22 protein-coding genes, 1 tRNA gene and 1 riboswitch are annotated in these 23809 nt (G+C 53.9%); of the genes, 11 read left to right on the top strand and 12 right to left on the bottom strand.

The window, feature by feature from the left end; genetic code table 11:
- Nucleotide 1: 1 nt before the first annotated feature.
- From P6M73_RS15725 to P6M73_RS15735, 3 genes are read right to left on the bottom strand one after another with little or no spacing between them, the layout of a single operon-like run.
- The gene (locus P6M73_RS15725; RefSeq protein ID WP_277853962.1) at nucleotides 2-949 is read right to left on the bottom strand and encodes a YqaJ viral recombinase family nuclease; all 948 of its coding nucleotides are present in this window, start codon (nucleotides 947-949) and stop codon (nucleotides 2-4) included.
- A gap of 58 nt (nucleotides 950-1007) precedes the next feature.
- Entirely contained in the window at nucleotides 1008-1223 is a 216-nt protein-coding gene (locus P6M73_RS15730) for a helix-turn-helix domain-containing protein (protein ID WP_277853963.1), read from the bottom strand.
- Between the two features lie 3 nt (nucleotides 1224-1226).
- Entirely contained in the window at nucleotides 1227-1448 is a 222-nt protein-coding gene (locus P6M73_RS15735; protein ID WP_277853964.1) for a helix-turn-helix transcriptional regulator, read from the bottom strand.
- Nucleotides 1449-1579: 131 nt separating this feature from the next.
- Between P6M73_RS15735 and P6M73_RS15740 the strand changes: the two genes are divergently transcribed.
- Entirely contained in the window at nucleotides 1580-1963 is a 384-nt protein-coding gene (locus P6M73_RS15740; RefSeq protein ID WP_277853965.1) for a helix-turn-helix transcriptional regulator, read from the top strand.
- Between the two features lie 200 nt (nucleotides 1964-2163).
- Nucleotides 2164-3309, top strand: a complete 1146-nt coding sequence (locus P6M73_RS15745) for a tyrosine-type recombinase/integrase (RefSeq protein WP_277853966.1) — start codon at nucleotides 2164-2166, stop codon at nucleotides 3307-3309.
- Nucleotides 3310-3410: 101 nt separating this feature from the next.
- On the opposite strand, the gene P6M73_RS15750 is transcribed toward P6M73_RS15745, so the two are convergent.
- The 4 genes from P6M73_RS15750 to P6M73_RS15765 all read right to left on the bottom strand — a co-directional run bounded on the left by P6M73_RS15750 (nucleotide 3411) and on the right by P6M73_RS15765 (nucleotide 6696).
- Nucleotides 3411-3486 (bottom strand) — tRNA-Pro (locus P6M73_RS15750).
- A gap of 198 nt (nucleotides 3487-3684) precedes the next feature.
- Nucleotides 3685-4935 carry an MFS transporter gene (locus P6M73_RS15755; protein ID WP_277853967.1) on the bottom strand — a complete coding sequence of 417 codons (1251 nt, stop codon included), beginning with the start codon at nucleotides 4933-4935 and terminating at the stop codon, nucleotides 3685-3687.
- A gap of 258 nt (nucleotides 4936-5193) precedes the next feature.
- Nucleotides 5194-6489, bottom strand: coding sequence for an MFS transporter (locus tag P6M73_RS15760; protein ID WP_277853968.1), 1296 nt, complete (start codon nucleotides 6487-6489; stop codon nucleotides 5194-5196).
- Between the two features lie 72 nt (nucleotides 6490-6561).
- Nucleotides 6562-6696 carry a hypothetical protein gene (locus P6M73_RS15765; protein WP_277853969.1) on the bottom strand — a complete coding sequence of 45 codons (135 nt, stop codon included), beginning with the start codon at nucleotides 6694-6696 and terminating at the stop codon, nucleotides 6562-6564.
- Nucleotides 6697-7049: 353 nt separating this feature from the next.
- Here P6M73_RS15765 and P6M73_RS15770 point away from each other — a divergent pair, with 353 nt between their 5' ends.
- From P6M73_RS15770 to P6M73_RS15790, 5 genes are all read left to right on the top strand, one after another.
- Complete coding sequence (locus P6M73_RS15770) at nucleotides 7050-7682, top strand: TetR/AcrR family transcriptional regulator (RefSeq protein WP_277853970.1); 633 nt, start codon at nucleotides 7050-7052, stop codon at nucleotides 7680-7682.
- Nucleotides 7683-8015: 333 nt separating this feature from the next.
- Nucleotides 8016-8717 carry an ABC transporter ATP-binding protein gene (locus tag P6M73_RS15775; protein ID WP_277853971.1) on the top strand — a complete coding sequence of 234 codons (702 nt, stop codon included), beginning with the start codon at nucleotides 8016-8018 and terminating at the stop codon, nucleotides 8715-8717.
- Between the two features lie 4 nt (nucleotides 8718-8721).
- Complete coding sequence (locus P6M73_RS15780; RefSeq protein ID WP_277853972.1) at nucleotides 8722-12261, top strand: FtsX-like permease family protein; 3540 nt, start codon at nucleotides 8722-8724, stop codon at nucleotides 12259-12261.
- A gap of 12 nt (nucleotides 12262-12273) precedes the next feature.
- Nucleotides 12274-12876, top strand: a complete 603-nt coding sequence (locus P6M73_RS15785) for a TetR/AcrR family transcriptional regulator (RefSeq protein ID WP_277853973.1) — start codon at nucleotides 12274-12276, stop codon at nucleotides 12874-12876.
- A 134-nt stretch (nucleotides 12877-13010) separates the two neighbouring features.
- The gene (locus P6M73_RS15790) at nucleotides 13011-13886 is read left to right on the top strand and encodes a hypothetical protein (protein ID WP_277853974.1); all 876 of its coding nucleotides are present in this window, start codon (nucleotides 13011-13013) and stop codon (nucleotides 13884-13886) included.
- Between the two features lie 152 nt (nucleotides 13887-14038).
- Here P6M73_RS15790 and P6M73_RS15795 read toward each other — a convergent pair whose 3' ends face one another.
- From P6M73_RS15795 to P6M73_RS15805, 3 genes are all read right to left on the bottom strand, one after another.
- Nucleotides 14039-14926 carry a tRNA 2-thiocytidine biosynthesis TtcA family protein gene (locus P6M73_RS15795; protein ID WP_277853975.1) on the bottom strand — a complete coding sequence of 296 codons (888 nt, stop codon included), beginning with the start codon at nucleotides 14924-14926 and terminating at the stop codon, nucleotides 14039-14041.
- Nucleotides 14927-15326: 400 nt separating this feature from the next.
- Complete coding sequence (locus P6M73_RS15800; protein ID WP_277853976.1) at nucleotides 15327-15746, bottom strand: DUF3887 domain-containing protein; 420 nt, start codon at nucleotides 15744-15746, stop codon at nucleotides 15327-15329.
- Nucleotides 15743-16441: a YhfC family glutamic-type intramembrane protease gene (locus P6M73_RS15805; RefSeq protein WP_277853977.1), complete on the bottom strand. Its 699-nt coding sequence runs from the start codon at nucleotides 16439-16441 to the stop codon at nucleotides 15743-15745. The genes P6M73_RS15800 and P6M73_RS15805 overlap by 4 nt, the downstream gene beginning before the upstream one ends.
- A gap of 421 nt (nucleotides 16442-16862) precedes the next feature.
- Between P6M73_RS15805 and P6M73_RS15810 the strand changes: the two genes are divergently transcribed.
- The 4 genes from P6M73_RS15810 to P6M73_RS15825 all read left to right on the top strand — a co-directional run bounded on the left by P6M73_RS15810 (nucleotide 16863) and on the right by P6M73_RS15825 (nucleotide 21154).
- A complete protein-coding gene (locus P6M73_RS15810) occupies nucleotides 16863-17063 on the top strand; it encodes a helix-turn-helix transcriptional regulator (RefSeq protein WP_277853978.1) in 201 nt (66 codons plus the stop codon).
- Nucleotides 17060-17548: a DUF6773 family protein gene (locus tag P6M73_RS15815; protein WP_277853979.1), complete on the top strand. Its 489-nt coding sequence runs from the start codon at nucleotides 17060-17062 to the stop codon at nucleotides 17546-17548. Before P6M73_RS15810 ends, P6M73_RS15815 begins: the two co-directional genes overlap by 4 nt.
- A gap of 311 nt (nucleotides 17549-17859) precedes the next feature.
- Nucleotides 17860-17952, top strand: a riboswitch (glycine riboswitch).
- A gap of 69 nt (nucleotides 17953-18021) precedes the next feature.
- Nucleotides 18022-19053 (top strand): PTS sugar transporter subunit IIC, encoded by a 1032-nt coding sequence (locus P6M73_RS15820; protein ID WP_277855798.1) that lies wholly within the window; start codon nucleotides 18022-18024, stop codon nucleotides 19051-19053.
- Between the two features lie 223 nt (nucleotides 19054-19276).
- Nucleotides 19277-21154, top strand: a complete 1878-nt coding sequence (locus tag P6M73_RS15825) for a DUF4914 family protein (protein ID WP_277853980.1) — start codon at nucleotides 19277-19279, stop codon at nucleotides 21152-21154.
- Nucleotides 21155-21323: 169 nt separating this feature from the next.
- Here P6M73_RS15825 and orr read toward each other — a convergent pair whose 3' ends face one another.
- Nucleotides 21324-22436: an ornithine racemase Orr gene (gene orr / locus P6M73_RS15830; RefSeq protein ID WP_277853981.1), complete on the bottom strand. Its 1113-nt coding sequence runs from the start codon at nucleotides 22434-22436 to the stop codon at nucleotides 21324-21326.
- Complete coding sequence (locus P6M73_RS15835) at nucleotides 22433-23809, bottom strand: GlmL-related ornithine degradation protein (RefSeq protein ID WP_277853982.1); 1377 nt, start codon at nucleotides 23807-23809, stop codon at nucleotides 22433-22435. The genes orr and P6M73_RS15835 overlap by 4 nt, the downstream gene beginning before the upstream one ends.

Raw genomic sequence — 23809 nt, forward strand, 5'->3', positions numbered from 1 at the left:
TTTAACTCTCCTTTAACTGCCTTACTGTGAATCTTCGGGATGATATTTCTTTCATGAATCTATCTGCCAGATCCGGATGCTGAGCCTTGAATGCCTTTGAATCGAACCTGGCGGCGACTACATTCTTCCAAAGCACCTGGTACTTCGGCGTGAATCCAGTTTCCTTATCGCCCATCTCATTTTTCAATGCATTCTCGATGGAATTCGCTTCCGCGGTGAGCTCCTTGATCGATTCCTGCAAACTAAGGTATTGTTCGATCTGCTCATGATATTCACCCTTCAGGTCGATGGATGAACCAGGCTCAGCAATGGCGTACTTTTCCTTCAGGTATTTTTCGGCAGCAGACGATCCATCCAAAGCCGGTGGTACCCCTTTGAGAACATGATCCGTCCAGAATCCGCGTTCCAGATCAATGATGGTCTGAATTAGTTCCTTATCGCGCTGGATCTCTTTCCAGATGAATTTCTGGCCCCCGATGAGGACTGCCACATACGCTTTCTTTGCCCCAGTAACTGCCAGGTAATGCTGGATCTGAATCATGTAGGACGCCGGGATCTCGTCTCCCTCCCATTCCTTTGCCATGAATGCGTTGGTCGTTTTGCACTCAAGGATGGCGTCTTCCCCGACCACTTCCCGGTCCAGGTTGGCGATCATCCACGGGTATTCTGAGGAGATCAGCATCCGGTTATTTCGCCTGACCTTTTTCCCTGTTCGTTTGGTAAACTCCCTGGCTACGAGATCCTCCAAAGTGACCCCCCAATAGGCTGATTCGGACTGCTCATCATCCGCGATGGGTTCGGTTTTATCCAGGTATACCTGAAATGGCGTCTTCCATTTGTTTAATCCAAGGATCGCGCCGGCGTCTGACCCGCCAATGCCCTTTTGTCTCAGCACCAGCCATTCAGACCTGCTTAAATCTGTGGTTTTCAGCTCTGTATACTGTCTCATTTTTTCACCTCAATACTCGTTATAAAATGCTTCATTTGATTCATAAAATAGCATTATGCTATATCTGATCTCTTCTCTTGCCCGATTCTTCGATAAAACGCTCCAATGACTTGAATGGGATCTGGAATCGGTTGCCCAATTTGAAATGATCCAGTTTGCCGCCGTGGATGAGATCCCGGAGCTTATTCTCTCCGATATTGGAAATCATCGCTGCTTCTTCAACTGTGACCGCCAGCTTGACTGAAATCTCCTGAAGCGATAAATCCTTTGCCATACGTTAATCCTCCTTAGTTGCATTTTCTGCATGTTGATTGGCCAAAAAAAGCTCGTCCAGTGAGACCCCAAAATGCCTGGCCAATCGGTTGGCTTTGGAGATTTTTATGTTTGAAAAATCCTTCTCCCAGGCATTATATGTTTGTACTGAAACCCCTACAGCTTTGGCTACATCTTCTTGCGTTTCGTTTCTGATTGCTCGAAGTACGTGTAATTCATAGTGCATTTATGAACTCCTCCTGTGGCTACAATAATATCACTTGCAAAATATGCATGTCAATAAAGTACTTGTATTTTTTGCAAATAAAATTTAAAATGATTACGAGTTACTTTAATAAACTTAAAGGAAGGGTGAATATGTTTTTCGGAAAAAACCTGCGCTATCTCAGATTGAATGGGGGCTTCACTCAGGACCAGATCGGTGATTTAGTCGGAAAGAACTTTACGACGGTCCAACGATGGGAGAGCGGAGATACTGAACCCAGCCTGGCAATTACTGCAATCCTGGCCGCACACTTTGATGTGACCATTGACGATATGGTGAATAAAGATATTGAAAGTGTAAAGGCAGACTCCTTTATAACAAATCAGGATTCCTTCCTGACCCTTAAGTCTGCCTTAGATCGCGTATATCAGGACCACGGCATCACTGATATCAATCAGATGAGCAAGTCGAGTTACGATGCTCTTCTGGAGCAGGCGAATCACTGCATGAATCTTTACCTGCAGCGATTAGCTTAATCAGCCTGATGAAGTTACTTTGTGCTTTCTTCTCTAATTCCGTCACTTAAGCCCCCTCCACTCGTTCGAATGTATGTTCTAATTTTGGTGTACTTTAATCATAGTTGGGCTAAATTAGGATTACAAGAACTTTATTTTCCGGACAAATGTTGTCCAATCAATCTGTTAATGTTAAAAAGCACAATTGGGAGTTGAAGCATATGGCTGTCAAAAAGAACTTTAATGAAAAATACTACAGAGTTCAATTGTTCCTGGGATATGATGAAAATGGTGTTCGCAAATACAAGAACTTCTATGGAACAGGTAAGAAGGACGCAGAACTAAAACGGGATGAATACAAGCGTTTATTATCATCGGGTTTATCGGATAAAAACCCTACCCTAACGAATTCTCTTCACGAATGGCTATTTGAAGTGATCAAACCCTCCGGGATTAAAGACAGTACTTTTGCTCGTTACTATGACCACTACAATGCGATTAAAAGTACTAGTATGGCCTTTATGAGGGTAGCAGATATTCAAGCAATGACCATTCAGAAAATCCTTAATGAGATGGCAGAGAAGAATTCTTATAATTTCGTTCTGCTGATCCGCAAATTTCTAAATCGTCACTTCACCTATCTTGTTGGCACCAACATGATTATGAGGAATCCCATGCAGGGGGTCCAGCTGCCCCAGAAAGCCAGGGAAACAAGAACTGTTTCTGATTTCACTTACGATCCCTATACAAAAGCGGAGAAGCAGCTGATTCTACTCTACATGGAACAAAATCATCCGGTTTACTGGGTAGTAACATCACTATTATTTAAGATCGGAGCCAGGGAAGGTGAAATTCTCGGTTTACGAGAAAATGATCTGCTTGAAGACTCAATCCGTATCGATAGTTCCTTAGCATGGGTGAAAGTAATAAAACCCGATGGAACTTACCATTACGAATACCAAAATGACTCTACAAAAAATAAGAGTTCGGAACGAGAAGTATTTATAGACAATGAAGTGCACGATCTCTTGAAAAAAGCCCGAACCCTAAAAAACATTAGCAAGCTCAAAATGGGAGCTGCCTTTACGAACAGTGATTTAGTTTTCGTGAATCCCACCGGATCCCCGATTGATGCAAACTCCTATCGGAAATATCTAAAGAAAGTCCAGAAAGAACTTGGGCTAAAAATAAAAACGGTCCATTGCATCAGACATACTTTCGTAACGGAAATGTACGAAAAAGGCGTTGATGAAATGACCGTCCAGGAAATAATCGGGCACACAAAAGGGTCTAATATCACTCGTGATGTGTACACCCACTTAAGACAGGAAAACAAAAAGGAGCGGATGTTGAAGGCTATTCGATAGCCTTCTTTTTATATGTTCTCACTGCACACTCTTCCTATGCAGTTATTTTGCAGTTATTTTCAATAAAAACGGGTTCCAGAAAGCTCTGGAACCCGCATGGTTGGTCGGAATGACAGGATTCGAACCTGCGACTTCTGCGTCCCGAACGCAGCGCGCTACCAACTGCGCTACATCCCGTAAATTTGTTACAAAACTTATTATAGCCACTAAAGCATGTTTTGTGAAGTGTTTTTTTAAATTTACATCATATTTTGTTTTCAAATACCATTCCAGCTGTCTAATCCTATTTTTTGATCATTGACCGGGCGGTTACAGGGCAGGGAAATACTGCAGAGCATTTCCCCCGCCCCTGAAGCAACCAGCGGTGGATCAGAATCAATTCAGAGCAGGAACCGGTTTTTTCCAGGAAAAGATTGCAAGGAAAATGAACAGAGCCACAACGCACAGTACGATGGACAGGAGGTAACTGCTGATATAACTGCCGCTGTTATCATAGAGGAATCCATAAATGATGGGATTCAGAATACTGCCGACTCCTCCAATGGCGGTTAAAAATCCATATATCGCGTTGAAGTCTTTTTTGCCGAACAGGTCATTGGCTAGGACAGAGCTGGCAATCGTTCCATAGGCACAGCCGACGCCCACAAAAATGACCGTAACTGCCAGGCCGATGTAGCTCCGGGAAAAAATCACTCCCGTCAGGGCAATAATATTCGCCATACAGGCGATCAGAATGGTCGCCTTGAGTCCGATGGTATCATAAAGTTTTCCGAATGCAGCCTTACCGATGGCCAGGGATCCCATAATGAGAGCTACTACGTTGGCGCTGAAGGTAATGGAGTAGCCGATGTCCGTGAGGTGTGGCGCCACATTGAGCATCAGTCCGTTGATGGCGATGTTGAGGCAGACCGTGGCAAGGTTGACTGCCCAGAATATGACGGAGCGGAAGGCTTCCTTGAGCATAATTCCTTCATTCTCTGCCGTCCGATAGGTTTCAGCGCTTTCCTCGGTTATTCCGTAAGGCTTAAGCCCCATGTGACTGGGCTGGGTGCGGATAATCAGGAATACCCCGGGGAGAATAAAGACAGCCATCAGTACCGTGAGGAACTGATAGGCGACACGCCAGCCGTAATTCTGAATCCAGATCCCAGTGAGCGAACTCAAGATCATGCCCCCGACTCCGCTTCCCATAAAAGCCATGCCGATGGCGCTGCCCCGTCCTTTGACAAACCAGTTGCTCAGAATGATGGATAACGGGAGAATGGCAATCAGTGAAAGGGACGTGCTAACTACAATGGTGATGGCATAAAACATCAGGAGCGTGCTGGCAAACGAATACAGATAGAATGAGAGTACCAGGGTGACACTGAAGACTTTCATTACTTTCATGATATTGAACCGACTGTATATTTTACCGGCCAGGAGTGAAACAACCAAAAGACACACCGCCTTGATGGTCAGCGTCACATTGAATTCAGATCTGGTGAAACCCAGTTCTTTTGTGATGGGTTGAATAAAAATACTGGAAGCATTATAGACGCTGCCCCATCCCAGCGCCATGATGAAAAAGGCGGCACCAACGATAAACCAGCCGTAAAAAATATTGCTCTTTAAGAGTGCTTTCACTTTGCGTTTCCCCTTTGTTTTGTCCGTTATTGGATGGAATCGGTGGAATCGTTCTTTTACCGGGAAATCTCCGCCTTCCAGCGGATCGCACGTTCTGCAAATTCGCGCTGCCTGCTGGAGCGCCATTTCCCATATGTATAATAATTAAAAAAAATTGTGAATTATGGTATCGTGCTCATTTTATCGGAACGCAGCAATTTCCGTCAATGAGAACTGAACTGATGCTGTCCGGATGAAACAGAATCCCCGTGGATCTTATTATTTCGACTGGGATGTTAGAATCCATCGTTCCCCCTCCTGAAAGGACGGCATTGTTTTTTGCTGCTTCTTCTGTCCGAACACCATCAGGAATATGGCAAGGGCAATCACGCAGAAGCCGATGGAAATTTTATAGCTGTCCAGGTAACTGCCGGTCAGATCATACAGGAAACCGGTCAGTACCGGGCTGATGATGCCGCCCAAAGACGCTATGGCAGTTATAAAGCCCAAAATTGCCCGGTAGTCCTTTTTTCCGTACAGTTCCAGGGTTAGGACGGAGTAGGTGATCGTGGAATAGGCGCAGCCGACCCCCGCAAACAATACCGTAACAGCCAGCCCGATGTATTTTTCTGCGTAGATCAGTCCCGCGAGAGCGATGATATTGGCACAGCTGGCGATGAGTATGGCTGGTTTCAGTCCGAGGCGGTCAAACAGCTTGCCCAGAATGAATTTACCCATAGCCAGGGACCCCATGATCAATGCCACCATGTTGGCACTGAAGGTAATGGAATAGCCGATGTCCGTCAGATGGGGCGCTACATTGAGCATCAGACCATTCACAGCAACCACCAGCAGGACCGAGGCAAGATTGATGCCCCAGAAGCTCGCTGAACGCATTGCTTGCCTGAGAGTAATCCCTTCCTGCTCCGAAGTCCGGAAGCGTTCCGCCCCCTCTCTGGTGACGCCGTGAGGATTCAGCCCCAGTTCCCTGGGGTGCAGGCGCAAAACCAGAAACACGCTGGGAATCAGAAATATCACCATCAGCACCGTCAGGATCTGATACGCTGCTCTCCAGCCGTACATCTGGATCCAGATGCCAGTCAGAGAGCTCAGCACCATGCCGCCGACTCCGCTGCCCATGAAGGCCAGCCCCAGAGCCGCACCCCGGCCTTGATCAAACCAGTTGCTGATGATAATGGACAACGGGATGATCGTGACCAGTGTCTGTGCAATGCTGACTGCGACGGAGATCAGATAGAACATCGAGAGGGAGTCTGCCAGGGAATAGGTGAAAAACGACAGGATAAGAATGACCGCAGCTGTTTTCATGACCCTCATGATCGGAAACCGTCTGAAAATCTTTCCCGCCAGGAGAGACACTACCACTGAGACAACTGCCCGGATTGTCATGGTCAGATTAAACTGCGAACGGGTGAAGCCCAGGTCCTGACAGACCGGCTGAATGAAAATACTGGAAGCGTTGTACACGCTGCCGAATCCGATGGCCATGATAAGGAATGAAGCCCCTATAATAAACCATCCATAAAAAATACCGGTTTGGCGTAATGTTTTCATAATACCCCCCCTGACTGCAAGTCATAAACAAGGACCGTCCATACGTTGAAACAGACGGCCCGCCCTTCTTTTCTAAAAACCGAATCCTTCATTCGGCACTGGAATGTCATCCGGGATCGGATTCATACAGGATTTTCCATTCATTGTGCGATCGAATGTTTCTTTTGCTTTTGCCGCCAGTTCCTGAAATACTGATGTTCCGATCAAGATGCATCTCCCTGTTGATTTTCGTTGTGTATACGCTTTCAGTTCAAACTAAAAAAATAACCTGATTTGTTTAATAGAATAAGTTCATAGAATTGATTCTACGAACTTATTCAATGAACTTATTCTATATTGCTGGTCCGGCGCATGTCAATGTGTTTCGATTCACCGGACTTTGTTTCCCAGATTACCTCTTCCTTTCCTTTTAAATGCTTAATTCATAATTTTCGCCGGAATCCTCGCATGATTCGTAACATTCCGCGTCATGAGGCTGGGGAAAAAAGGAGGTTGGATTCTCTCCGGAATTTTGGTAGATTTAGGGAAAGCACGGCTCGGCCGGGCGGAGGAACACTTACATGCCGATTAACACACAGTCTGGAGAATCCATGGATGATCATTTAACGAAAAGACAGAGACAGGCTTTGGAGACAAAGCAGCGAATTTATGAGAGCGCGGTGGAGCTTTTTATCCACCTTCCCTATGACCAGGTCAAGATTTCCGATATATGCGAAAAGGCCGGCGTCAGTGTCGGCGTGTTTTATCACTACTTCCCCAGTAAAGGACATGTCTTCAACGAAGGCTACACAAATTTCGACAAAGAGCTCCGTACCTATCTGGCCCAGGTCGAGGCAGATCCCATCCGGATCATTGAACTGGCCGTTCAAAAATATCTGGAAACCAATATGAAAAAAGGGGCAGCCTACCGCAGCGTGTTCCTGAAAAATCAGCTGGAGATCAAGGATTCCCAGGCAATCCGCAGCGTCGTGAAAAACGTCCTGAGCGAATCCATCGGCAGTGCGGTGGAAGGCGGGTACCTCGAAGGAAACGGACCGGACATCGCCTGCCAGCTGGTACGGGCACTTCGCGGCTTTATCTTTGAATGGGCCATGCAGGACGGGTCCTTCAATCTGGCAGAGGAAGGCATTGAAGTTGCACGAATCCTCCTGAACCATTACCGGACTGCCAAACCGATCCCGCCTGCTCGATAACCGGCCGTACCATCGATTAACGCGCCTGGCCTCTGACCGAAGAAAGAACCTCGAGCAGCGGTAGTCGGATCATCCCGGAACTGAGCGGCGATAGACGAAACTTCCTGGAAAGGACAGCGCCTGCGGGTCAAAAAATGTCAAAAGATAACGACCTAAATAGATTGTCCTGAAAAACAGGGTGTGGAGCCGTTCGCGAGGTCCTCCCTGTTTTTTGATCTGCTCCCGCAAAAACACCTTGGTGGTATTGCGTGGAGTTTTATAGTTCCTGTATGTAATTTATTGATTGACTTGGAGTCAGTCAGTGATATCATGAGGTTATTAGGATGTGATACCATGAGTTTTATTAAATTAGAAGACGTTCGGAAGGTCTACCCCATGGGGGAAGTCACCATTACCGCTCTGGACGGCGTAGATTTTGAAATCGAGAAGGGCGAGGTCTGCATCATCGTCGGTGCTTCCGGCGCGGGCAAGACGACGGTGCTCAATATCCTGGGCGGAATGGATTCGGCGGACTCCGGTCTGGTGGAAGTGGACCGCAAGGACATCTCCAAGTACAACGGACGCGCCCTGACGGACTACCGGCGCTATGACATCGGCTTTGTCTTCCAGTTCTACAACCTGGTCCAGAATCTGACGACGGTGGAAAATGTCGAACTGGCCACCGAGATCACGAAGAATCCCATGGATCCGGAAGTGGCCCTGGAACTGGTTGGTCTGGGTCACCGGACCCAGAACTTCCCGTCGCAGCTCTCCGGCGGAGAGCAGCAGCGGGTGGCCATTGCCCGAGCCATTGCCAAGAATCCCAAGCTGCTCCTGTGCGATGAACCCACCGGCGCGCTGGATTACAATACCGGCAAGGCCATTTTGAAGCTGCTGCAGGATCTCTCCCGCGAAAACCATATGACCGTGGTCATCATCACCCACAACGGCGCCCTGGTGGACATGGCGGACCGGGTCATCCGGATGAAGAGCGGCAAGGTGCTGGAGCATTACATCAACGAGTCCCCCAAACCGGTGGACGAGATCGAGTGGTGATCCCATGAACGTCATGATTCGGGAGTTTCTGCGCTCCCTGAAAAAGAACTTTACCCGCTTTCTGTCCATCCTGGCCATCATTGCGCTGGGTGTGGGCTTTTTCGCGGGCATCAACGCCACCAGACCAGATATGGTCAAGAGCGCGGCTGCCTACTACTCCGAGCTCAACCTGATGGATCTGCGTTCGCTGAACCCCCTGGGTTACAGTCCCGAAGACATTGCCCAGCTCCGGGCGGTGGAAGGCATCGACCAGCTCCAGAGCTCCTATACCAAGGATCTGTTTCTGGTCCGCGAAGACCAGAAGCTGGCCGCCCGACTTTATTCCATGGATCTGGCCACCTACCACGAGCCGAAAACCCTGAATCAGCTCGTCCTCAAGGAAGGCCGCCTGCCGGAACGCTCCGGTGAAATCGTCCTGGCTGCCGGAAAGTACCAGGACATGGACCTGTCCGTCGGTCAGACCGTGCGCTTTGCCGAGGACGAGGGCAATGACCTGGCCAAAGTGCTGAAGGATCAGGACTATACAATTGTCGGCCTGGTGGAGTCTCCCCTCTACATCAGCTTTGAGTTCGAGCACACCAACATCGGCAACGGCCAGCTTGCCACCTTCGTGTACGTGCCCGCCGAAGATTTTACCCTGGAAGAACCCACTGAATTCTTCTTCTCCATAGAGGGAGCCGGCCAGCTCCGCCCCGACACGGACGAGTACAGGAACCTGGTTGATCCGGTCAAGGCCCAGGTTGATGAGATCGGCAAAACGGTCATGGCCAAAGAAACCGCCGACCTGTTGGCCGAGCTGGAAGACAGCAAGGCCACCCTGCGCCGGGAAAAAGCCGACGCGGAGAAAAAACTGGCCGATGCCAAAGCCACACTGGATCAGGCCGAGACAGACCTGGCCACAGCCGAAACTACCCTCATCGACGAGGAGGCCAAAGGCCGGCAGGAGATCGCCGACGGCCGCAAGGAGATCCTGGAAAACCGCCAGAAGCTCCTGGATGGCCGGGTCAAATACAACGAAGGCTATCTCGAATGGCAGAAAGGCAATAATGAGTACCTGGCCGGCAAGGCCAAGCTCGACTCGGCCACCCTGGAACTGGCCACCGCCAAAGCCCAGCTCGACTCCGCCAAGATGCAGATCGATGCCGGCAAGGCCATGCTCAAGCAGAACGAGGCCACCATGGAATCCTCCGAACAGCAGATCAAACTGTTCGGCGACATCGTCAAGGGACTCAATGAAGCACGGGATTCAATTCCCGACGCCCCCACCATGACCGAAGAGGAGTACAACCAGCTCCTCGCTCAGATCGAAGAAGTCTCCCCCGAGACCGCCAGCTACATCCGGACCTTTATCCCCTATACAACGCCGGAAGCCCCGGCGGCGATCCGCAGCTTCCTCGACACCTCCCTGGAAACCGTCAACGCCAGCTATGACAGCGCCAAGGCCGCCTATGACGCCGGCAAGGCGCAGTATGACCAGGCCAAGAAGGATCTGGCCGCCGGCGAGAAGGAGTATAAGTCCGGCCTGGCCGAATACAACGCCGGCAAGAAGAAGCTGGACCAGTCCGCCAAAGAACTGGCCGAAGGCAAGAAGGAACTGGATGCCGGCAAAAAGAAGCTGGACGAATCCCGCAAAGAACTCGATGACGGTGAAGTGGAGCTCTCCCAGGCCCAGCTCGATCTGGACAACGGCGAAGCCGAATTGGACACCAAGGTCGAGGAAGGCTGGAAAAAAATCTCCGACGGCAAGACCGAACTGGATAAAGGCCGGGCCGAATATGACGTTCAGAAGGCTGACGCGGAAGAAAAGCTGGCCGAAGCCGATGACAAGATCATGGACGCCGAGCGCAAGATCCTCGACATCCCGGATCAGTGGTTTGTTTCCACCCGGGACGGCAATCCCAGCTATACTTCCTGGTTTGACAACGCCGACAAGATCGGCAGAGTCGCCGTGGTCTTCCCCTTCTTCTTTTTCCTGGTGGCTGCCCTGGTCTCCCTGACGACCATGACCCGCATGGTAGAGGAAGAGCGCGTCCAGGCCGGCACCCTGAAAGCCCTCGGCTACAGCGCCGGCTACATTGCCGGCAAGTATATCGCCTATGCTCTCCTGGCCTCCCTGGCCGGTTCGGTCCTTGGCCTGTTCATTGGCTTCAACCTCTTCCCCCGGGTCATCATTCAGGCGTATCAGATGATGTACAACGTGCCGGCCGCGGTCATCGAGTTCAACTCCACCTACGCGGCACTCTCCATCGGCTTTGCCGTGCTCTCCACCGTCGGAGCCACTCTGGCTGCCGTCTATTCCGAGATCCGGGAACGCCCCGCTTCCCTCATGCAGCCCAAGGCTCCGCCGGCGGGCAAGCGAATCCTGCTCGAGCGCATCACGCCGCTGTGGCGGCGCCTGTCCTTCTCCCGCAAGGTCACCTTCCGTAACCTGTTCCTCTACAAGAAACGCTTCTGGATGACCGTTCTGGGCATTTCCGGGTGCACAGCCCTGATCCTGACGGGCTTTGGCATCAAGGACTCGGTGGATGCCATCATGGGCAACCAGTTCAAGGAACTGTTCATCTTCGACCAGATTGTCAGCGTCGACTCCAAGAAGCCCGCTTCGGAACGCAATCTGGACCAGATCCTGTCCCAGGTGGATTCCGTGGACAGCTATGCCCTGGGCCAGCAGCTCACCATGAAAGTCCATGTCCCGGGCTCTGACCGGACCTACGACGCCCGCCTCACCATCCCTGAAAAACCGGGCAAGCTCTCCGGCTTCGTGGTGCTGCGCGACCGCAGAAGCGGCCAGGCCCTTCCCCTGCCGGATGACGGCGTCGTGATCACGGAGAAAATGGCGGATCAGACCGGTCTGAAGATCGGAGACGAAATGAGCTATGAAGACGGTGACCGCCGTCAGTACAAAGCCGTCATCTCCGGCATTGCCGAAAACTACATCGAAAACTACATCTACATCTCGCCCCGCTATTACCAGTCCACCCATTTCCTCAAGCCCGACTACGACATGGCCTGGCTCAAGCTGACCGAGGAAGGCCTGGCCGATGAAAATGGCGTGCAGGAGGAGCTGATGGCACAGGATGCCGTTCTGGGCATCTTCTCCGCCAGCGAAACCTCCAAAACCTTCAACGACCAGATGAAATCCCTGATCTATGTGGTTCTGGTCCTGATCGCCTCTGCCGGCACCCTGGCCTTCATCGTCCTGTACAACCTGTCCAACGTCAACATCACGGAGCGCGTGCGCGAACTCGCCACCATCAAGGTCCTGGGCTTCCGGGACACGGAGGTGTCCGCCTACGTCTACCGCGAGAACATCTTCCTGACTCTGTTCGGCGCCCTGTTCGGCCTGGCCCTGGGGGCATCCCTGCATCAGTTCATCATCCAGACCATGGAAATCGAGAACATGATGTTCGGCAAAGTCATTTACTGGCCCAGCTATCTGCTGGCCTTCGCCCTGACCTTCCTCTTCTCTGCCATCGTCAACTTCGTCATGCACTTCGCCCTGAAACGGATCAACATGGTAGAGTCCTTAAAATCACTGGAATAGGAGACCTGCGCCATGAGAATCTCAAAAGATCCCAAAGTCCGCCGCCAGGAAATCATGGATGCCGCCCGGGAGCTCTTTCTCAAAAACGGCTACGAAAATACCAGCGTCGATGACATCGTCCGCCGCCTGTCCGTCGCCAAGGGGCTCTTCTACTACTACTTCCCCAAAAAGGACGCCATCCTGGCCGCCATCGCCGACGAATTCGTCGAGGAGGTGTCCCGTCAGTTCAGTACCCAATTGCGCGACCAGACCGAGGATTTCTCCACCCTGATCCGCCGCATTCTGGGGTACTACCTGACCACCATGAAGCACAACGAGAACCTGCTCAACATCAAAGCCAGCAACGGCACCGTCGTCTCGCTCTTTGTCCGGGGGCGCCTGGAAGACCACGCCATCCGGGAAGTAACGGAGCTCCTGCGGGAAAATCCGTCCCTGCTGCCCCTGCGCTACCCCGAATACACCATCCACATCCTGGTGCGCGGGCTCAGCGACCTGTATCTCAACGGGGTCCAGGACCTGGATGTCCTGTCCACCCTCATTGAAGAAATCCTGGGACTGTCCCGCCTCTCCCCCGAACCCGAGACCGCGGACTCCCACCAGCCCCATCCCAGCTGAAGCCCCTGAGGTCAGCCAAGATTTACAGTTTTATAACAGTTACGCCATACGGGGCCGAAATGACTTTGTTATACTGAAATCAATTCAAAGCGGCCGGCAATTTCCATTGCCGCCGCCGGTCCGGGAGGTCCCACATGGAAGCACAAAAGCAGACTCGATTGAAAATACTCAACAGCCTGTCCTGGCTGATTCTGGCGGCAGTCTCTCTGTCCGCCTACTTCCTGCCCATTCAGGCTACTGTCCTGACCCTGGAAACCAGGTATCCCGCTCCCGTCGTGGGACCGTCCTACACCTGGTACCTCTATTTCATCACGCTGGCCGGCCTGACCCTGTTTACCCTGTTTCAGGCAGCCGCCAGCCCGCACCGTGAACTGATTCGGCAGAAGGCGCGCCATGCCCTGGGCTGGACCGTCGGCGCTTCGTTTATCCTTTACTCCCTGGCCATCCTCAGCTGGCACTATGAACTCCTGGGACTGGCCATCTTCCTGCTGATCCTGACGACCCTCCTCCTGTTCGCCATCAACGGCAGCATCCGGGAAGACGAAGACCTCTGGGATGAGACACTCCTCCTGCGCGCCCCCTTCTGCCTGTTCCTGGGCTGGGTGCTCTTCCTGCTCTTTCAGACCATCGCCATGCGCTGGCATACCCTGTTCCAGCAGGACGTCACCGCCTTTCTGCTCCTGGCCGTTTTCCTCTTCTTTGTGATCTACTACGGCCTGACCACCCGCAGCCCGGCCATCGTCCTCCTGTGGCTTGCCGCCCTGCTCCTCAAGTTCCTGCAGATGCCCGGCTCCCTCCTGCGCTGGATGATCCTGGGATGCCTCGCAGCCCTGGTTCTCGCCCTTATTGCCATCCTTGGCAAAGGCCCCCGCTACCTGCCCCGCCACAAACTCGTCAGCAAAGGCATGGACAAGTACAACTTCGGCCGGCCTTCCCAGCTGGAAGCTCTGGAGCAAGAACTCAACGCCGAGCTGAAAACTAAACCCGGCGACCGCATCCGGCTCAAGTAACACAAGAAATCTGAACCCCAATAACAGCAAGGCCACCCGAATCGAATCGGGTGGCCTTGCTGTTCACTGTCATGATGATGAAGGGCTTCCTGCTGCATCCCCTGGCTCAGGGATGATCTCATCCATTGCCCGCACCGCTTTCTTCCGGCAGCTTACTCCTCGTCCGGCGTACCCGGCCGCTCGGAGTAGGCGGTGGCGAAATCATGCTTCTCGCCGGCGGAGACATAGCCCAGCAAGGTGTCGCGATAGACGTTCTGAGTCGAGCGCAGGATGTTCATCTCCGCGTTGGGGTTGATCTTCTTCATCTCTTCAATCAGTTCCTTGATGACATAGCGCTTGTTGCCGGTCCGCTTGGCCGCCACCATGCAGGCGCAGTTCAGCGGCCAGATGCCCATCTCGCTGGTCCACTTCTTGATAAATTTCTCCTCGATATAGTAGAGGGGTCGGATCAGCTCAATCTCCGGGTAATTGGTGGAGCGGAGCTTGGGCGGCATGGCCTTGAAGGTCCCGCCATACACCATGTTGAGCATGACCGTCTCAGTGACATCGTTGAAATGGTGACCCAGGGCCAGCTTGTTGCAGCCCAGTTCCCGGGCCTTGGCATAGAGGTAGCCCCGGCGCATCCGGGCGCACATGTAGCAGGGGTAGTCCCGGGCAATGTCATCAATGACCTGAAAGATGTCCGCTTCGAATATTTTCAGCGGAATCTGAAGGTATTCCACATTATCCAGCAGCAGTTCCCGGATCTGGGGATGGTATCCCGGATCCATGCAGATAAACTCCACCTCGAACTCAAACTTGCGGTGCCGCTTCAGTTCCTGAAACAGCTTTGCCATCAGCATGGAGTCCTTCCCCCCGGAGATGGCTACCGCAATCCGGTCCCCCGGCTCAATCAGCTGGAAGTCATTCAGCGCCTTGGTAAACTTGGACCAGATCGTCTTCTTATATTTCCCCGTAATGGATGCCTCGACATCCCGGATCTCCTTCCGCTCTTCCTTGGGAATCAGGATCTCGCACCCTTCCCCCTGTAATTTATCCATTGGTTTGTTCCTCGTATTCCGGGCTGCCGCACAAAGATCAGAGGCAGCGGCACGGATCATTGATGTAGAAATAGGATAGCAGCAATCTCGAAAGGCATGATCAGAAACCCTGGGTTATCCGAGTTCTCTGCTTATGCTTTCCTCTGCTATTTTATTGCAATCAGCGGAAATGTCAATTTTTTTCAGCCGGCAGGCGTCTGATCCGAACCAATGCATGTCATGGACTTTCGAAGCTCAGCCAAAGCCCGGAGCAAGGTCAAAGCTCGCCCGGCTGAAAAAGAAAAATGCCGCATGGTAGGGCGGCATCCAGGGTCGGGGATTCAGAGGGTGCTGCGGGATCCGATCCAGGCTGCCCCAGCCTGATCATCCGCCGCACCGGCCGATCCCTTGTGCCCTATTCCTATTTCACATAGAGTCCGCAGACTTTTCCGGCGGAGTCGATGCTGATGGTGTAGGTGGCATTGCCGTTGGCGTAGACACAATTGATGATGGCTACAGCGTATTTTCCGATGGTGGGATTCTCCCCGGCCCCGACGGTTTCGGACTTGAATTCCTTGAAGGCGCCCAGCTTGTCGATGACCGGTCCCACAGCGGTTTGCAGTTTCTGGGCATCCAGGGCTGCCTTCATCTCCGGGCTGAACTGGGCTGCCACGCTGGCATACTCTTTATTCGTCAGCTGCGTAATGACCTGTTTGGCCTGAGTCGTTACCTTGGCCTGATCAAAGCCCTCCGGCAGCGTCTTCTGGGCACAGGCGGCCAGGGCCAGGGAAAGGGTCAGTACAAACAGCAGCAGGGTCAGTCCACGGTGTTTTCTTTTCATGATTCAATACTCCTTTGATCCGTTCGAATGGTTTTTAGAGTGAACAGGGTATAGATGACAATACCGACGGTGGCAAGTGCCAGGGCACCCTCAATCAGTACCGCGTCGACGTTGCGCCAGGCCAGTTCAGCCCCCAGCGCGTTAAACAGGGTATGTGCCAGAATGGCCAGAGCCAGCAGAAGCGGCTTGTTCTCTTTCAGAGAACGCCACACCAGGATGCTCAGGCAGACATGGAGCGTCATGGCCAAAATCCGTTCTGCACCGGCCAGGACAAAGGGCAGGCTGGACTGGAAGGGAAGCTGTCCCAGATATCCGCCCACCGCTAAATTCAGACCCACCAGCAGCATGGCCTCCATACCGCCATGCCCCACTCCGAAGGCAATCGCATGAGACAACGGCGCGTCCTTCATGAACCGGCGCATCAGCACATACCGTCCGATTTCTTCAAACAGGCCGGCCGTCAGGGACAGAAACCACAGAAACAGCCGGGGCTGAGTAAACTGGAACAGGAGATACTCATTTGACCTGGGCAGCACAAACTGAAGCAGCGGAATCCGCAGCAGAACCTGAAACAGGATGAAACAGGCGGCTCCCAGCAGTACGGGCTGAAGTGCCCTGTACCGGCGCACCAGAACAAGCGAGACCAGCACCGGCAAAACCAGCGCGACACCCAGCGCAAATACATAACCTGCCATTGACCTACCTCCCGCGGTCCCGGCAACATGGGATCCGCCTCGAATTCAAGGCTATTATAACAAATGATTCTGAAAAAAAGCATACACTGATTGCATCTGGCAGATCGTTGAGCCGCAGATTGCCCGGCAAGTCACCAGGCAGCAGATTGCCCGGCAGATTGCCCGGCAGGTCACCCGGCAGCAATTTCCCGAACCGCTGTTGTCCTTCCGTGGTTCTTCTGCTATTTTCTTCTGGTGTATTCCTCCGGTGCTTTCCTTTGCTGCTTTCCTTCGGTGCTTTCCTCCGGCGATTTCCTTTGTTGCTTTCCTCCGGTGCTTTCCTCTGCTGCTTCCCTCTGTATTGGATTCCGAGCAAAAATGTAATTTATATATTGCATTATGACTGAGATATGTTATACTTTGCAATATAAGGGGGTGCTTCATGAAGAACAAGCGAATGAAAATAGCCCGACTGGAATGCGATATGAACCAGGAAGAATTAGCCAGAGCTGTCGGCGTGACCCGACAGACCATCGGACTGATTGAGGCCGGGGATTATAACCCGTCGCTGAATTTGTGCATCGCAATCTGCAAGGCACTGAAGAAAACACTGAATGACTTATTTTGGGAGGATCCATCATGAAAAACCAGACTATCCGGGATGAACGAGTCATCTCACAACGCCGCAAAATCAGCAGTGAGGCCGATGGCATTCTGATGTTTGCCCTGCTTGCGTCCATTCTGCTGCAGCAATTTATTATGAACGCGCCGTTCAAACAGTATGCCGCCGAGTTCCTCTGCTTTTTCGGAGTTTCCATCTACAAGCTGGTACGGTATCTGTCATTGGGACTGGATCTGAACGGCAGCGGAACGCACTCGAAGCGAATGCCCCTGATCCACAGCCTCATCGCCGGACTGACCGTCACCACAGTGACCGGGGGGATCAACTATTCCCAATACGCCGGCAAGTATCAGGTGGATGGCATCGGCTATTTCCTGGCGATGCTCCTCGTTACCTTCCTGGGTTCCACTGCGATCAGTTATCTTGCTGCCTGGCTGTTTTATCATCAGAATACGGTGACCCAGAAAAAAATTCAGCAGCAGCTCGATGACGAGGAAAACCGGTAGCATTTCACTTCCTGCCCACTTCCCTCATTTTGCAATCAAAAATAAAATAGCCATCAAATTTAGCAGATGCTTATGGTTATCCCAATCATAAGCATTATCTTTTCAGTGAGATTGATAAAATAAATACAACTTTGAAAATCCGGCCCAAACCCGCTGTTTGACAGGCTTCTGGCCGCCCTGTACAGTAGGTACTGAATTCAATATCCGTGGATGAACATCGGCTGAAGAGCCCGGCAACCTGCCGGGACCGTAGAAGCAAGGGACCTGTTCCTAACATAGGTTACCGAAACTTTCAGGTCATACCAGCGATGGGACACAACTCTGGAGAGAGCCGTAACCGGCCATCGAAGAAGCAAGCTGCCGGACGCAGTGAATCTTTCAGATCAAAGGACAGAGCAACGTAGGTTTTTTTGGTAAGCCTACGCTGCGCTGCCCTTTTTTTTGATACATAAAAAAAGTGAGAGGAGAACATGATGGAAATTGTTCAGGGAATGGGATTGTTGATTGCGACACTGGGGGTATTCTCGCTGTTCAGCCTGAAAGCACCCAAGGGCCAGGCGGCCATGGGGGGATTGGCCAATGCAGCGATCGCAACGTTTTTAGTGGAGGCGATCCACCGGTACATCGCAGGGAATTTTCTGCACAGCCGGTTTCTGGGAGAGGTCGGCAGCCTGTCCGGCAGCATGGGGGCGGCCGCCGCGGCGATGCTGGTCCTGCTGGAAATGGGCATCTCCCCGGTACTGGCCGTTTCAGCCGGCCTGGCAACGGCTGGCTTCGGCATCCTGCCCGGCTTTATCGCCGGCTACCTGCTGGGGCTGCTCACTCCGAAACTCGAAAAGAAGCTGCCGGAGGGACTGAACGTGATTCTGATGGCGCTGCTGCTGGCTCCGCTGGCCAGAGGCATCGCTGCCGCGATCAATCCGATGGTCAGCAGCACCCTTTCCCAGATCGGTGCCATGATCTCCGCGGCGGCTGAGCAGTCGCCCTATGTCATGGGCATCCTTCTGGGCGGAATCATGAAAGTCATCTGCACTTCGCCCTTAAGCTCCATGGCGCTGACCGCCATGCTCGGACTCACCGGACTGCCCATGGGCATCGCCGCCGTTGCCACCTTTGGCGGGACTTTTACCAACGGAGTGATCTTCTACAAGCTGAAACTGGGCAGCAAGGGCAACATCATTGCCGTCATGCTGGAGCCCCTGACCCAGGCTCACATCGTCACCCGCCACGCTGTCCCCATCTATGTGTCGGACTTTTTCGGGGGAGCCCTGGCGGGTCTGAGCGCCTCCTGGTTCGGGATCATCAACAACGCGCCCGGAACCGCTTCCCCGATTCCCGGTTTCCTGGCCCCCTTTGGCTTCAATCCGCCTTTGAACGTTCTGCTGGCCATGGCCTGCGCTGCCATCGGAGGAATCCTGGGCGGCCTGATCGGGGCAAGCCTGTTCCGAAATTACCGTGTCGAAGACCCGCCGCAGGACCTGAACCCCCTGGAAAACGCAGCTTAGGCGACCGCCCGGAAGGTTTGCGGCTGGTTTCAACATGATTGTTATTCACGATATATGCATAATTATTCACGCTGAATGGGTTGACAAATGTAATCGGTTGCTCTTGTTAACCTTTGATTTATAAGGTTTATTGTTGTTTTCGCTCCATCTCCGATGTATTATTACAGTGGAATAATAACTCAACATTTCTGCATTTTATACAAACGACAAGGGGCGATACGTGATGACAGACAAAGGACCGATCCAGCATATGATTCTGCCGGACTCTTTGAACCAACTTCTGCAGAGCGGTCTTTCGGTAACCATCCCGGAGACACGCGGCGAACTTCTTGAACTGGCCATGGGCGGTGACCCGCTGTTCAATGAAGTGAGCTATGACGTTCCGGGCCAAGGCCAAGTCGTGGAAGCCACGGTGGCCAAGTGCAAAAACGGACTGGTCGTCAACTACATGGATGTCTACATGAGACGGCGCGATCCCCACTGCATGGTCATTGCCGACCACGGTAAATCCGACAAGCAGCGCTTCATCTCCAAATACGGCGCGGAATTTGACGAACTGCGCCACCAGACCTTCGACTGGCTCACCACGCAGGGCCTGATCATCATGCCCTTCATGGCCGGCGGCGAAGAATTCGGCTATCCCGCGCTCCTGGTCGCTCCGGACAACGCCGGCTTCTTCGCCGCGGCCCTGGCCGACCTGCAGGGCTTCATCCCGGCCAGCCGCGTTCCCGAAGGCTTCAAGCCCAAGGCCATCATCTACCTGGCACCGACCTTCCGCCATACCCATTTTGGCGGCAAGCAGATGGTCGTGCATAACCGGCTGGACGATATCTACGAGCTTTTCTCCTACAACCTGTATCCGGGCCCCAGCGCCAAGAAAGGCGTCTACGGCGTGCTCCTCAAGATCGGCGAAGAAGAAGGCTGGGTGACGGTCCACGGCTCCACCGTCCGGATCATCACGCCCTATGACAATGTTCTCACCGTCATGCATGAAGGTGCTTCGGGCAGCGGCAAGAGTGAAATGATCGAAGAAATCCATCGCGAGATGGACGGCCGCATTCGCCTGTCCACCAACCGCGTCACCGGCGAAACCACCTACATTGACCTGATTGAAACCTGCGAGCTGCTCCCCATCACCGATGACATGGCGCTGTGCCATCCCCAGCTCCAGAACGCCTCCAAGCGCCTGGTAGTCAAGGATGCCGAAGCCGGCTGGTTCATGCGGACCGACCACATCAAGGAATACGGCACGGATCCCTATCTGGAAAAGCGCACCATTCATCCCAAGGAACCGCTGCTGTTCTTCAACTATGATTCCGTCCCCGGCTCCACCTGCCTGATCTGGGAACACATCATGGATGCCCCGGACAAGCCCTGCCCCAACCCACGGGTGATTCTGCCGCGCAATCAGATCACCAACATCATCAACGAACCGGTGGAAGTCGATATCCGAAGCTTCGGCGTGCGCACTCCGCCCTGCACCATCGCGGATCCCAGCTACGGCATCATCGGGCTGTTCCATATCCTGCCCCCGGCCCTGGCCTGGCTGTGGCGCCTGGTATCCCCCAGAGGCCACAACAATCCCAGCATCACCGACAGCGAGGGCATGACCAGCGAAGGCGTCGGCTCCTACTGGCCCTTTGCCACCGGCCGCCGCGTCGACCAGGCCAACCTCCTGCTCAAGCAGATACTGGAAACCAGCCACACCCGCTACGTGCTGATCCCCAACCAGAACATCGGCGCCCATAAGGTCGGCTTCATGCCCCAGTGGATTGCCCGGGAATATCTCTCCCGCCGCAACGGCAAGTTCGGCCGCCATCAGCTCAACGAATCCAGATGCCCGCTGCTTGGCTACGCCCTGGGCAGCATCAAGGTGGACGGCACCTTCCTGCCCAAGGAACTGCTTGAAGTCAACCGTCAGCCGGAAGTCGGCGATGAGGCCTACGACGCCGGAGCCCGGCTGCTCACCGATTTCTTCAAGAAGGAACTGGCCAAATTCGACTCCCCGGACCTGGATCCCCTCGGCCGCCAGATCATCGAGTGCTGCCTGAAGGACGGTTCCATTGAAGACTACATCAAGCTGATTCCGATTCGCCTGTAGTCAGCCAGTCAAAAAAGAGCCCCGCTTCCAGCGGACTGTCCTGGGACAGCCGACCGGCCGCGGGGTTTTCTGCTTTTTCGATTGCTGCTTTTTCGATTGCTGCTTTTTCGATTGCTGCTCATGTCGATGCTGGCAGGATCGCTTGTGTGCTGCTTGCCTCAGGCAGGACTCAGCGAACGACCTTGAGCTGGAACTCCTCCTGGGCTTCGGCTTCCTCCCAGACGATTTCCTTATGGACATAATTGCTGGTCATGGAGGACAGTATGCCGCCGTAGGTCATGTCAAAGCGGATTTCCGAACCAACCCGGTAGGGAATGGCCGAGTCCGTCAGATCCAGGACGATGTGGTCGGAGGAAGCGCCTTTGATCAGGATGTCCTCATCCTGGGGCGTCAGCTTGGTGGGATCGACATCCTGCTTGCCGATGGCGCAGATGGCCAGGGTTCTGGTCCCCAGGTCCTCAAACTCCGGCACTTCGCCGAAGGCGTTCTTTCCCACCATTCCCTTGGGTACGGTGGGCTTTTTTTTCAGCTCGATGACCTCGGCCACCAGGGTGAACACTCCTTCCACGGTTCCGGGAACCCGTTCGCCGTAGGCGGTTTCCCGTCCCAGCAGAAAGGCTTCGCCGATGCGCAGGTTGTTGATCCCCTCCACCATGGCGTCATCCAGGATCAGATGCAGGGAAGAGGAATTGCCTCCGGAAATCAGCTCCATCTCCAGGCCGTACTTTTTGTGGACATACTTGGCGATGGTGACCAGCCGGAACAGGTTGTACTCATCCGGGATGACTCCGCCAAAGCAGGTCAGGTTGACGCCGACCCCCACCACGTCAATGTGGGACAGCCTGCGGGTCTGCTCGATGGCGTCAAACAGCTCATACTCATCGTAGAACCCCTCCCGCAGGTCGCCCAGATCCATCATCAGCAGTACGCCGTGGCGGACGCCGGCTTCCTGAGCGGCCTGATCCAGGGCCCGGATCGTATCGACCTCGGAGTTCAGGGAGATGTCCGCGTAACGGACCACTTCCCGAGCCTCGGAGATCATGGGCAGCCGGAGCATCATGCGGGGCAGACTCATGCCCTTGAGTTTTTTCAGGTTCTCCAGGCGCGAATCCGCCAGATAGCGGCAGCCGCCGTCGACAAAGACCTGAGCCAGTTCCGGCATGGCACAGAACGCCTTGGTGACACCGGCCACGGAGATGCCGTGATCGGCGCACAGGCCGACGATGGCATCGACGTTCTGGCGCAGCCGGGTCAGATTAATTTCTACTCGTGGATTTTTCATGGTGTTCCCTCCGGGATGCTCAGACTTTTTCGGGCCAGCTTGCGGGCCGCTTCCGGATACTGCAGGCTCATGACGCCCAGGGAGGCCATGATGTAGTCCCGGTCAATCCAGATGTTGATATCAGGCCGGGGCAAAAGCTCCAGCCGGCTCTCCCGCGCCAGGGCGCGCCGGATAATGGCCTCGCCGTCGGGCAGGCGGGTCAGCGCCCCGCCGGTGCCGATGAAATGCTTCACCGGGGTCAGATCCTTGCCCAGGGCCGCCAGCTTGCGGCCGGACGGACCGAAGTATTCCTTCAGCACGCCGGCATGGCGGCGCAGAGCCGTCACCAGGGCGGTCTCTGCCAGCAGCGACACCAGTGCCAGGTCCTGTGCCGTGTCCGGGATGGGCGGCAGCGCTTCGGAGCGCCGGACCGCCTCGGCCCGGTCCAGACCCAGCCGGCTGTCCAGTTCCCGGTCCGTCACCAGATCCAGCACCGTCATGCGGTTGACGTACATACCCAGATCCCCCTCGACGGTCCGCTTGTGCTCCGGTTCGGGCTCCAGCAGGATGCCCGCGAACTCATCCGAGTCCGCCGTGCAGGAATGAATGTCGGTGGTGGCCCCGCCGATGTCGGCGCAGACCAGGTTGCCCAGTTCCTCTTTGAGCAGGATGGAAGCTTCCATCACCGCGCCCGGCGTCGGAATGATGTGTCCGTCCACCAGATCGCGGATGTGCTCCATGCCGCCGGCGTGGGTGATGTGCTCCTCAAAGACCGCCTGGATGACTTTCCGGGTCGGTTCAATATTAAGTTCATCGATGCGGGGATAGACATTGTCCACGACATACAGCCGGTTGGGGCTGCCCTCGAAGATCAGACGGATTTCCTCCTGATTCTCCACATTGCCGGCATAAATGACCGGAACCGCCAGATTCAGCGATCGGATCAGCTCCGCGTTGTACAGAGCGGTTTCACGCTCGCCGTAATCAACCCCGCCTGCCAGCAGGATAATATTGGGCCCGATTTCCCGGATTTTTGCCAGATCCGACCGGCGCAGCCGGCCGGCCGTAACAAACTTCAGGTTGGCGCCGGCCCCCAGGGCGGCCTCCCGCGCCGCCCGCACCGTCATGTCATAGACCAGGCCGTGCACCGTCATGCGCAGACCGCCCGCGGCGGAGGAGGACGCCATTAGCCGGTCATAGCGAAGCGCTTCTCCCAGCTGCTCCTCCAGATCCCGGATGGCACCGGCCAGGCCGATGTTGACATCCCCTTCCGATACGGTGGTGCGGAACTGCCCCTGGCCGAGCAGCACCGGATCCGTATTCAATTGATGGAACGCGCTGACCACCGTGGTGGTGCTTCCGATCTCCGCAATGAGCAGGTCTGCCTGTTTCAT

Origin of the sequence: Anaerococcoides asporogena (genome assembly GCF_029590275.1) — a bacterium.
Taxonomy (GTDB): domain Bacteria; phylum Bacillota; class Clostridia; order Clostridiales; family Clostridiaceae; genus JG1575.

What these genes read in the sequence shown, in the direction of transcription:
- P6M73_RS15735 (WP_277853964.1), bottom strand. Translation starts at nt 1,448, where the DNA reads ATGCACTATGAATTACACGTACTTCGAGCAATCAGAAACGAAACGCAA.
- P6M73_RS15820 (WP_277855798.1), top strand. Translation starts at nt 18,022, where the DNA reads ATGGAAATTGTTCAGGGAATGGGATTGTTGATTGCGACACTGGGGGTA.
- orr (WP_277853981.1), bottom strand. Translation starts at nt 22,436, where the DNA reads ATGAAAAATCCACGAGTAGAAATTAATCTGACCCGGCTGCGCCAGAAC.
- P6M73_RS15815 (WP_277853979.1), top strand. Translation starts at nt 17,060, where the DNA reads ATGAAAAACCAGACTATCCGGGATGAACGAGTCATCTCACAACGCCGC.
- P6M73_RS15805 (WP_277853977.1), bottom strand. Translation starts at nt 16,441, where the DNA reads ATGGCAGGTTATGTATTTGCGCTGGGTGTCGCGCTGGTTTTGCCGGTG.
- P6M73_RS15770 (WP_277853970.1), top strand. Translation starts at nt 7,050, where the DNA reads ATGCCGATTAACACACAGTCTGGAGAATCCATGGATGATCATTTAACG.
- P6M73_RS15825 (WP_277853980.1), top strand. Translation starts at nt 19,277, where the DNA reads ATGACAGACAAAGGACCGATCCAGCATATGATTCTGCCGGACTCTTTG.
- P6M73_RS15730 (WP_277853963.1), bottom strand. Translation starts at nt 1,223, where the DNA reads ATGGCAAAGGATTTATCGCTTCAGGAGATTTCAGTCAAGCTGGCGGTC.
- P6M73_RS15775 (WP_277853971.1), top strand. Translation starts at nt 8,016, where the DNA reads ATGAGTTTTATTAAATTAGAAGACGTTCGGAAGGTCTACCCCATGGGG.
- P6M73_RS15795 (WP_277853975.1), bottom strand. Translation starts at nt 14,926, where the DNA reads ATGGATAAATTACAGGGGGAAGGGTGCGAGATCCTGATTCCCAAGGAA.
- P6M73_RS15790 (WP_277853974.1), top strand. Translation starts at nt 13,011, where the DNA reads ATGGAAGCACAAAAGCAGACTCGATTGAAAATACTCAACAGCCTGTCC.
- P6M73_RS15740 (WP_277853965.1), top strand. Translation starts at nt 1,580, where the DNA reads ATGTTTTTCGGAAAAAACCTGCGCTATCTCAGATTGAATGGGGGCTTC.
- P6M73_RS15745 (WP_277853966.1), top strand. Translation starts at nt 2,164, where the DNA reads ATGGCTGTCAAAAAGAACTTTAATGAAAAATACTACAGAGTTCAATTG.
- P6M73_RS15780 (WP_277853972.1), top strand. Translation starts at nt 8,722, where the DNA reads ATGAACGTCATGATTCGGGAGTTTCTGCGCTCCCTGAAAAAGAACTTT.
- P6M73_RS15800 (WP_277853976.1), bottom strand. Translation starts at nt 15,746, where the DNA reads ATGAAAAGAAAACACCGTGGACTGACCCTGCTGCTGTTTGTACTGACC.
- P6M73_RS15725 (WP_277853962.1), bottom strand. Translation starts at nt 949, where the DNA reads ATGAGACAGTATACAGAGCTGAAAACCACAGATTTAAGCAGGTCTGAA.
- P6M73_RS15785 (WP_277853973.1), top strand. Translation starts at nt 12,274, where the DNA reads ATGAGAATCTCAAAAGATCCCAAAGTCCGCCGCCAGGAAATCATGGAT.
- P6M73_RS15810 (WP_277853978.1), top strand. Translation starts at nt 16,863, where the DNA reads ATGAAGAACAAGCGAATGAAAATAGCCCGACTGGAATGCGATATGAAC.
- P6M73_RS15760 (WP_277853968.1), bottom strand. Translation starts at nt 6,489, where the DNA reads ATGAAAACATTACGCCAAACCGGTATTTTTTATGGATGGTTTATTATA.
- P6M73_RS15835 (WP_277853982.1), bottom strand. Translation starts at nt 23,809, where the DNA reads ATGAAACAGGCAGACCTGCTCATTGCGGAGATCGGAAGCACCACCACG.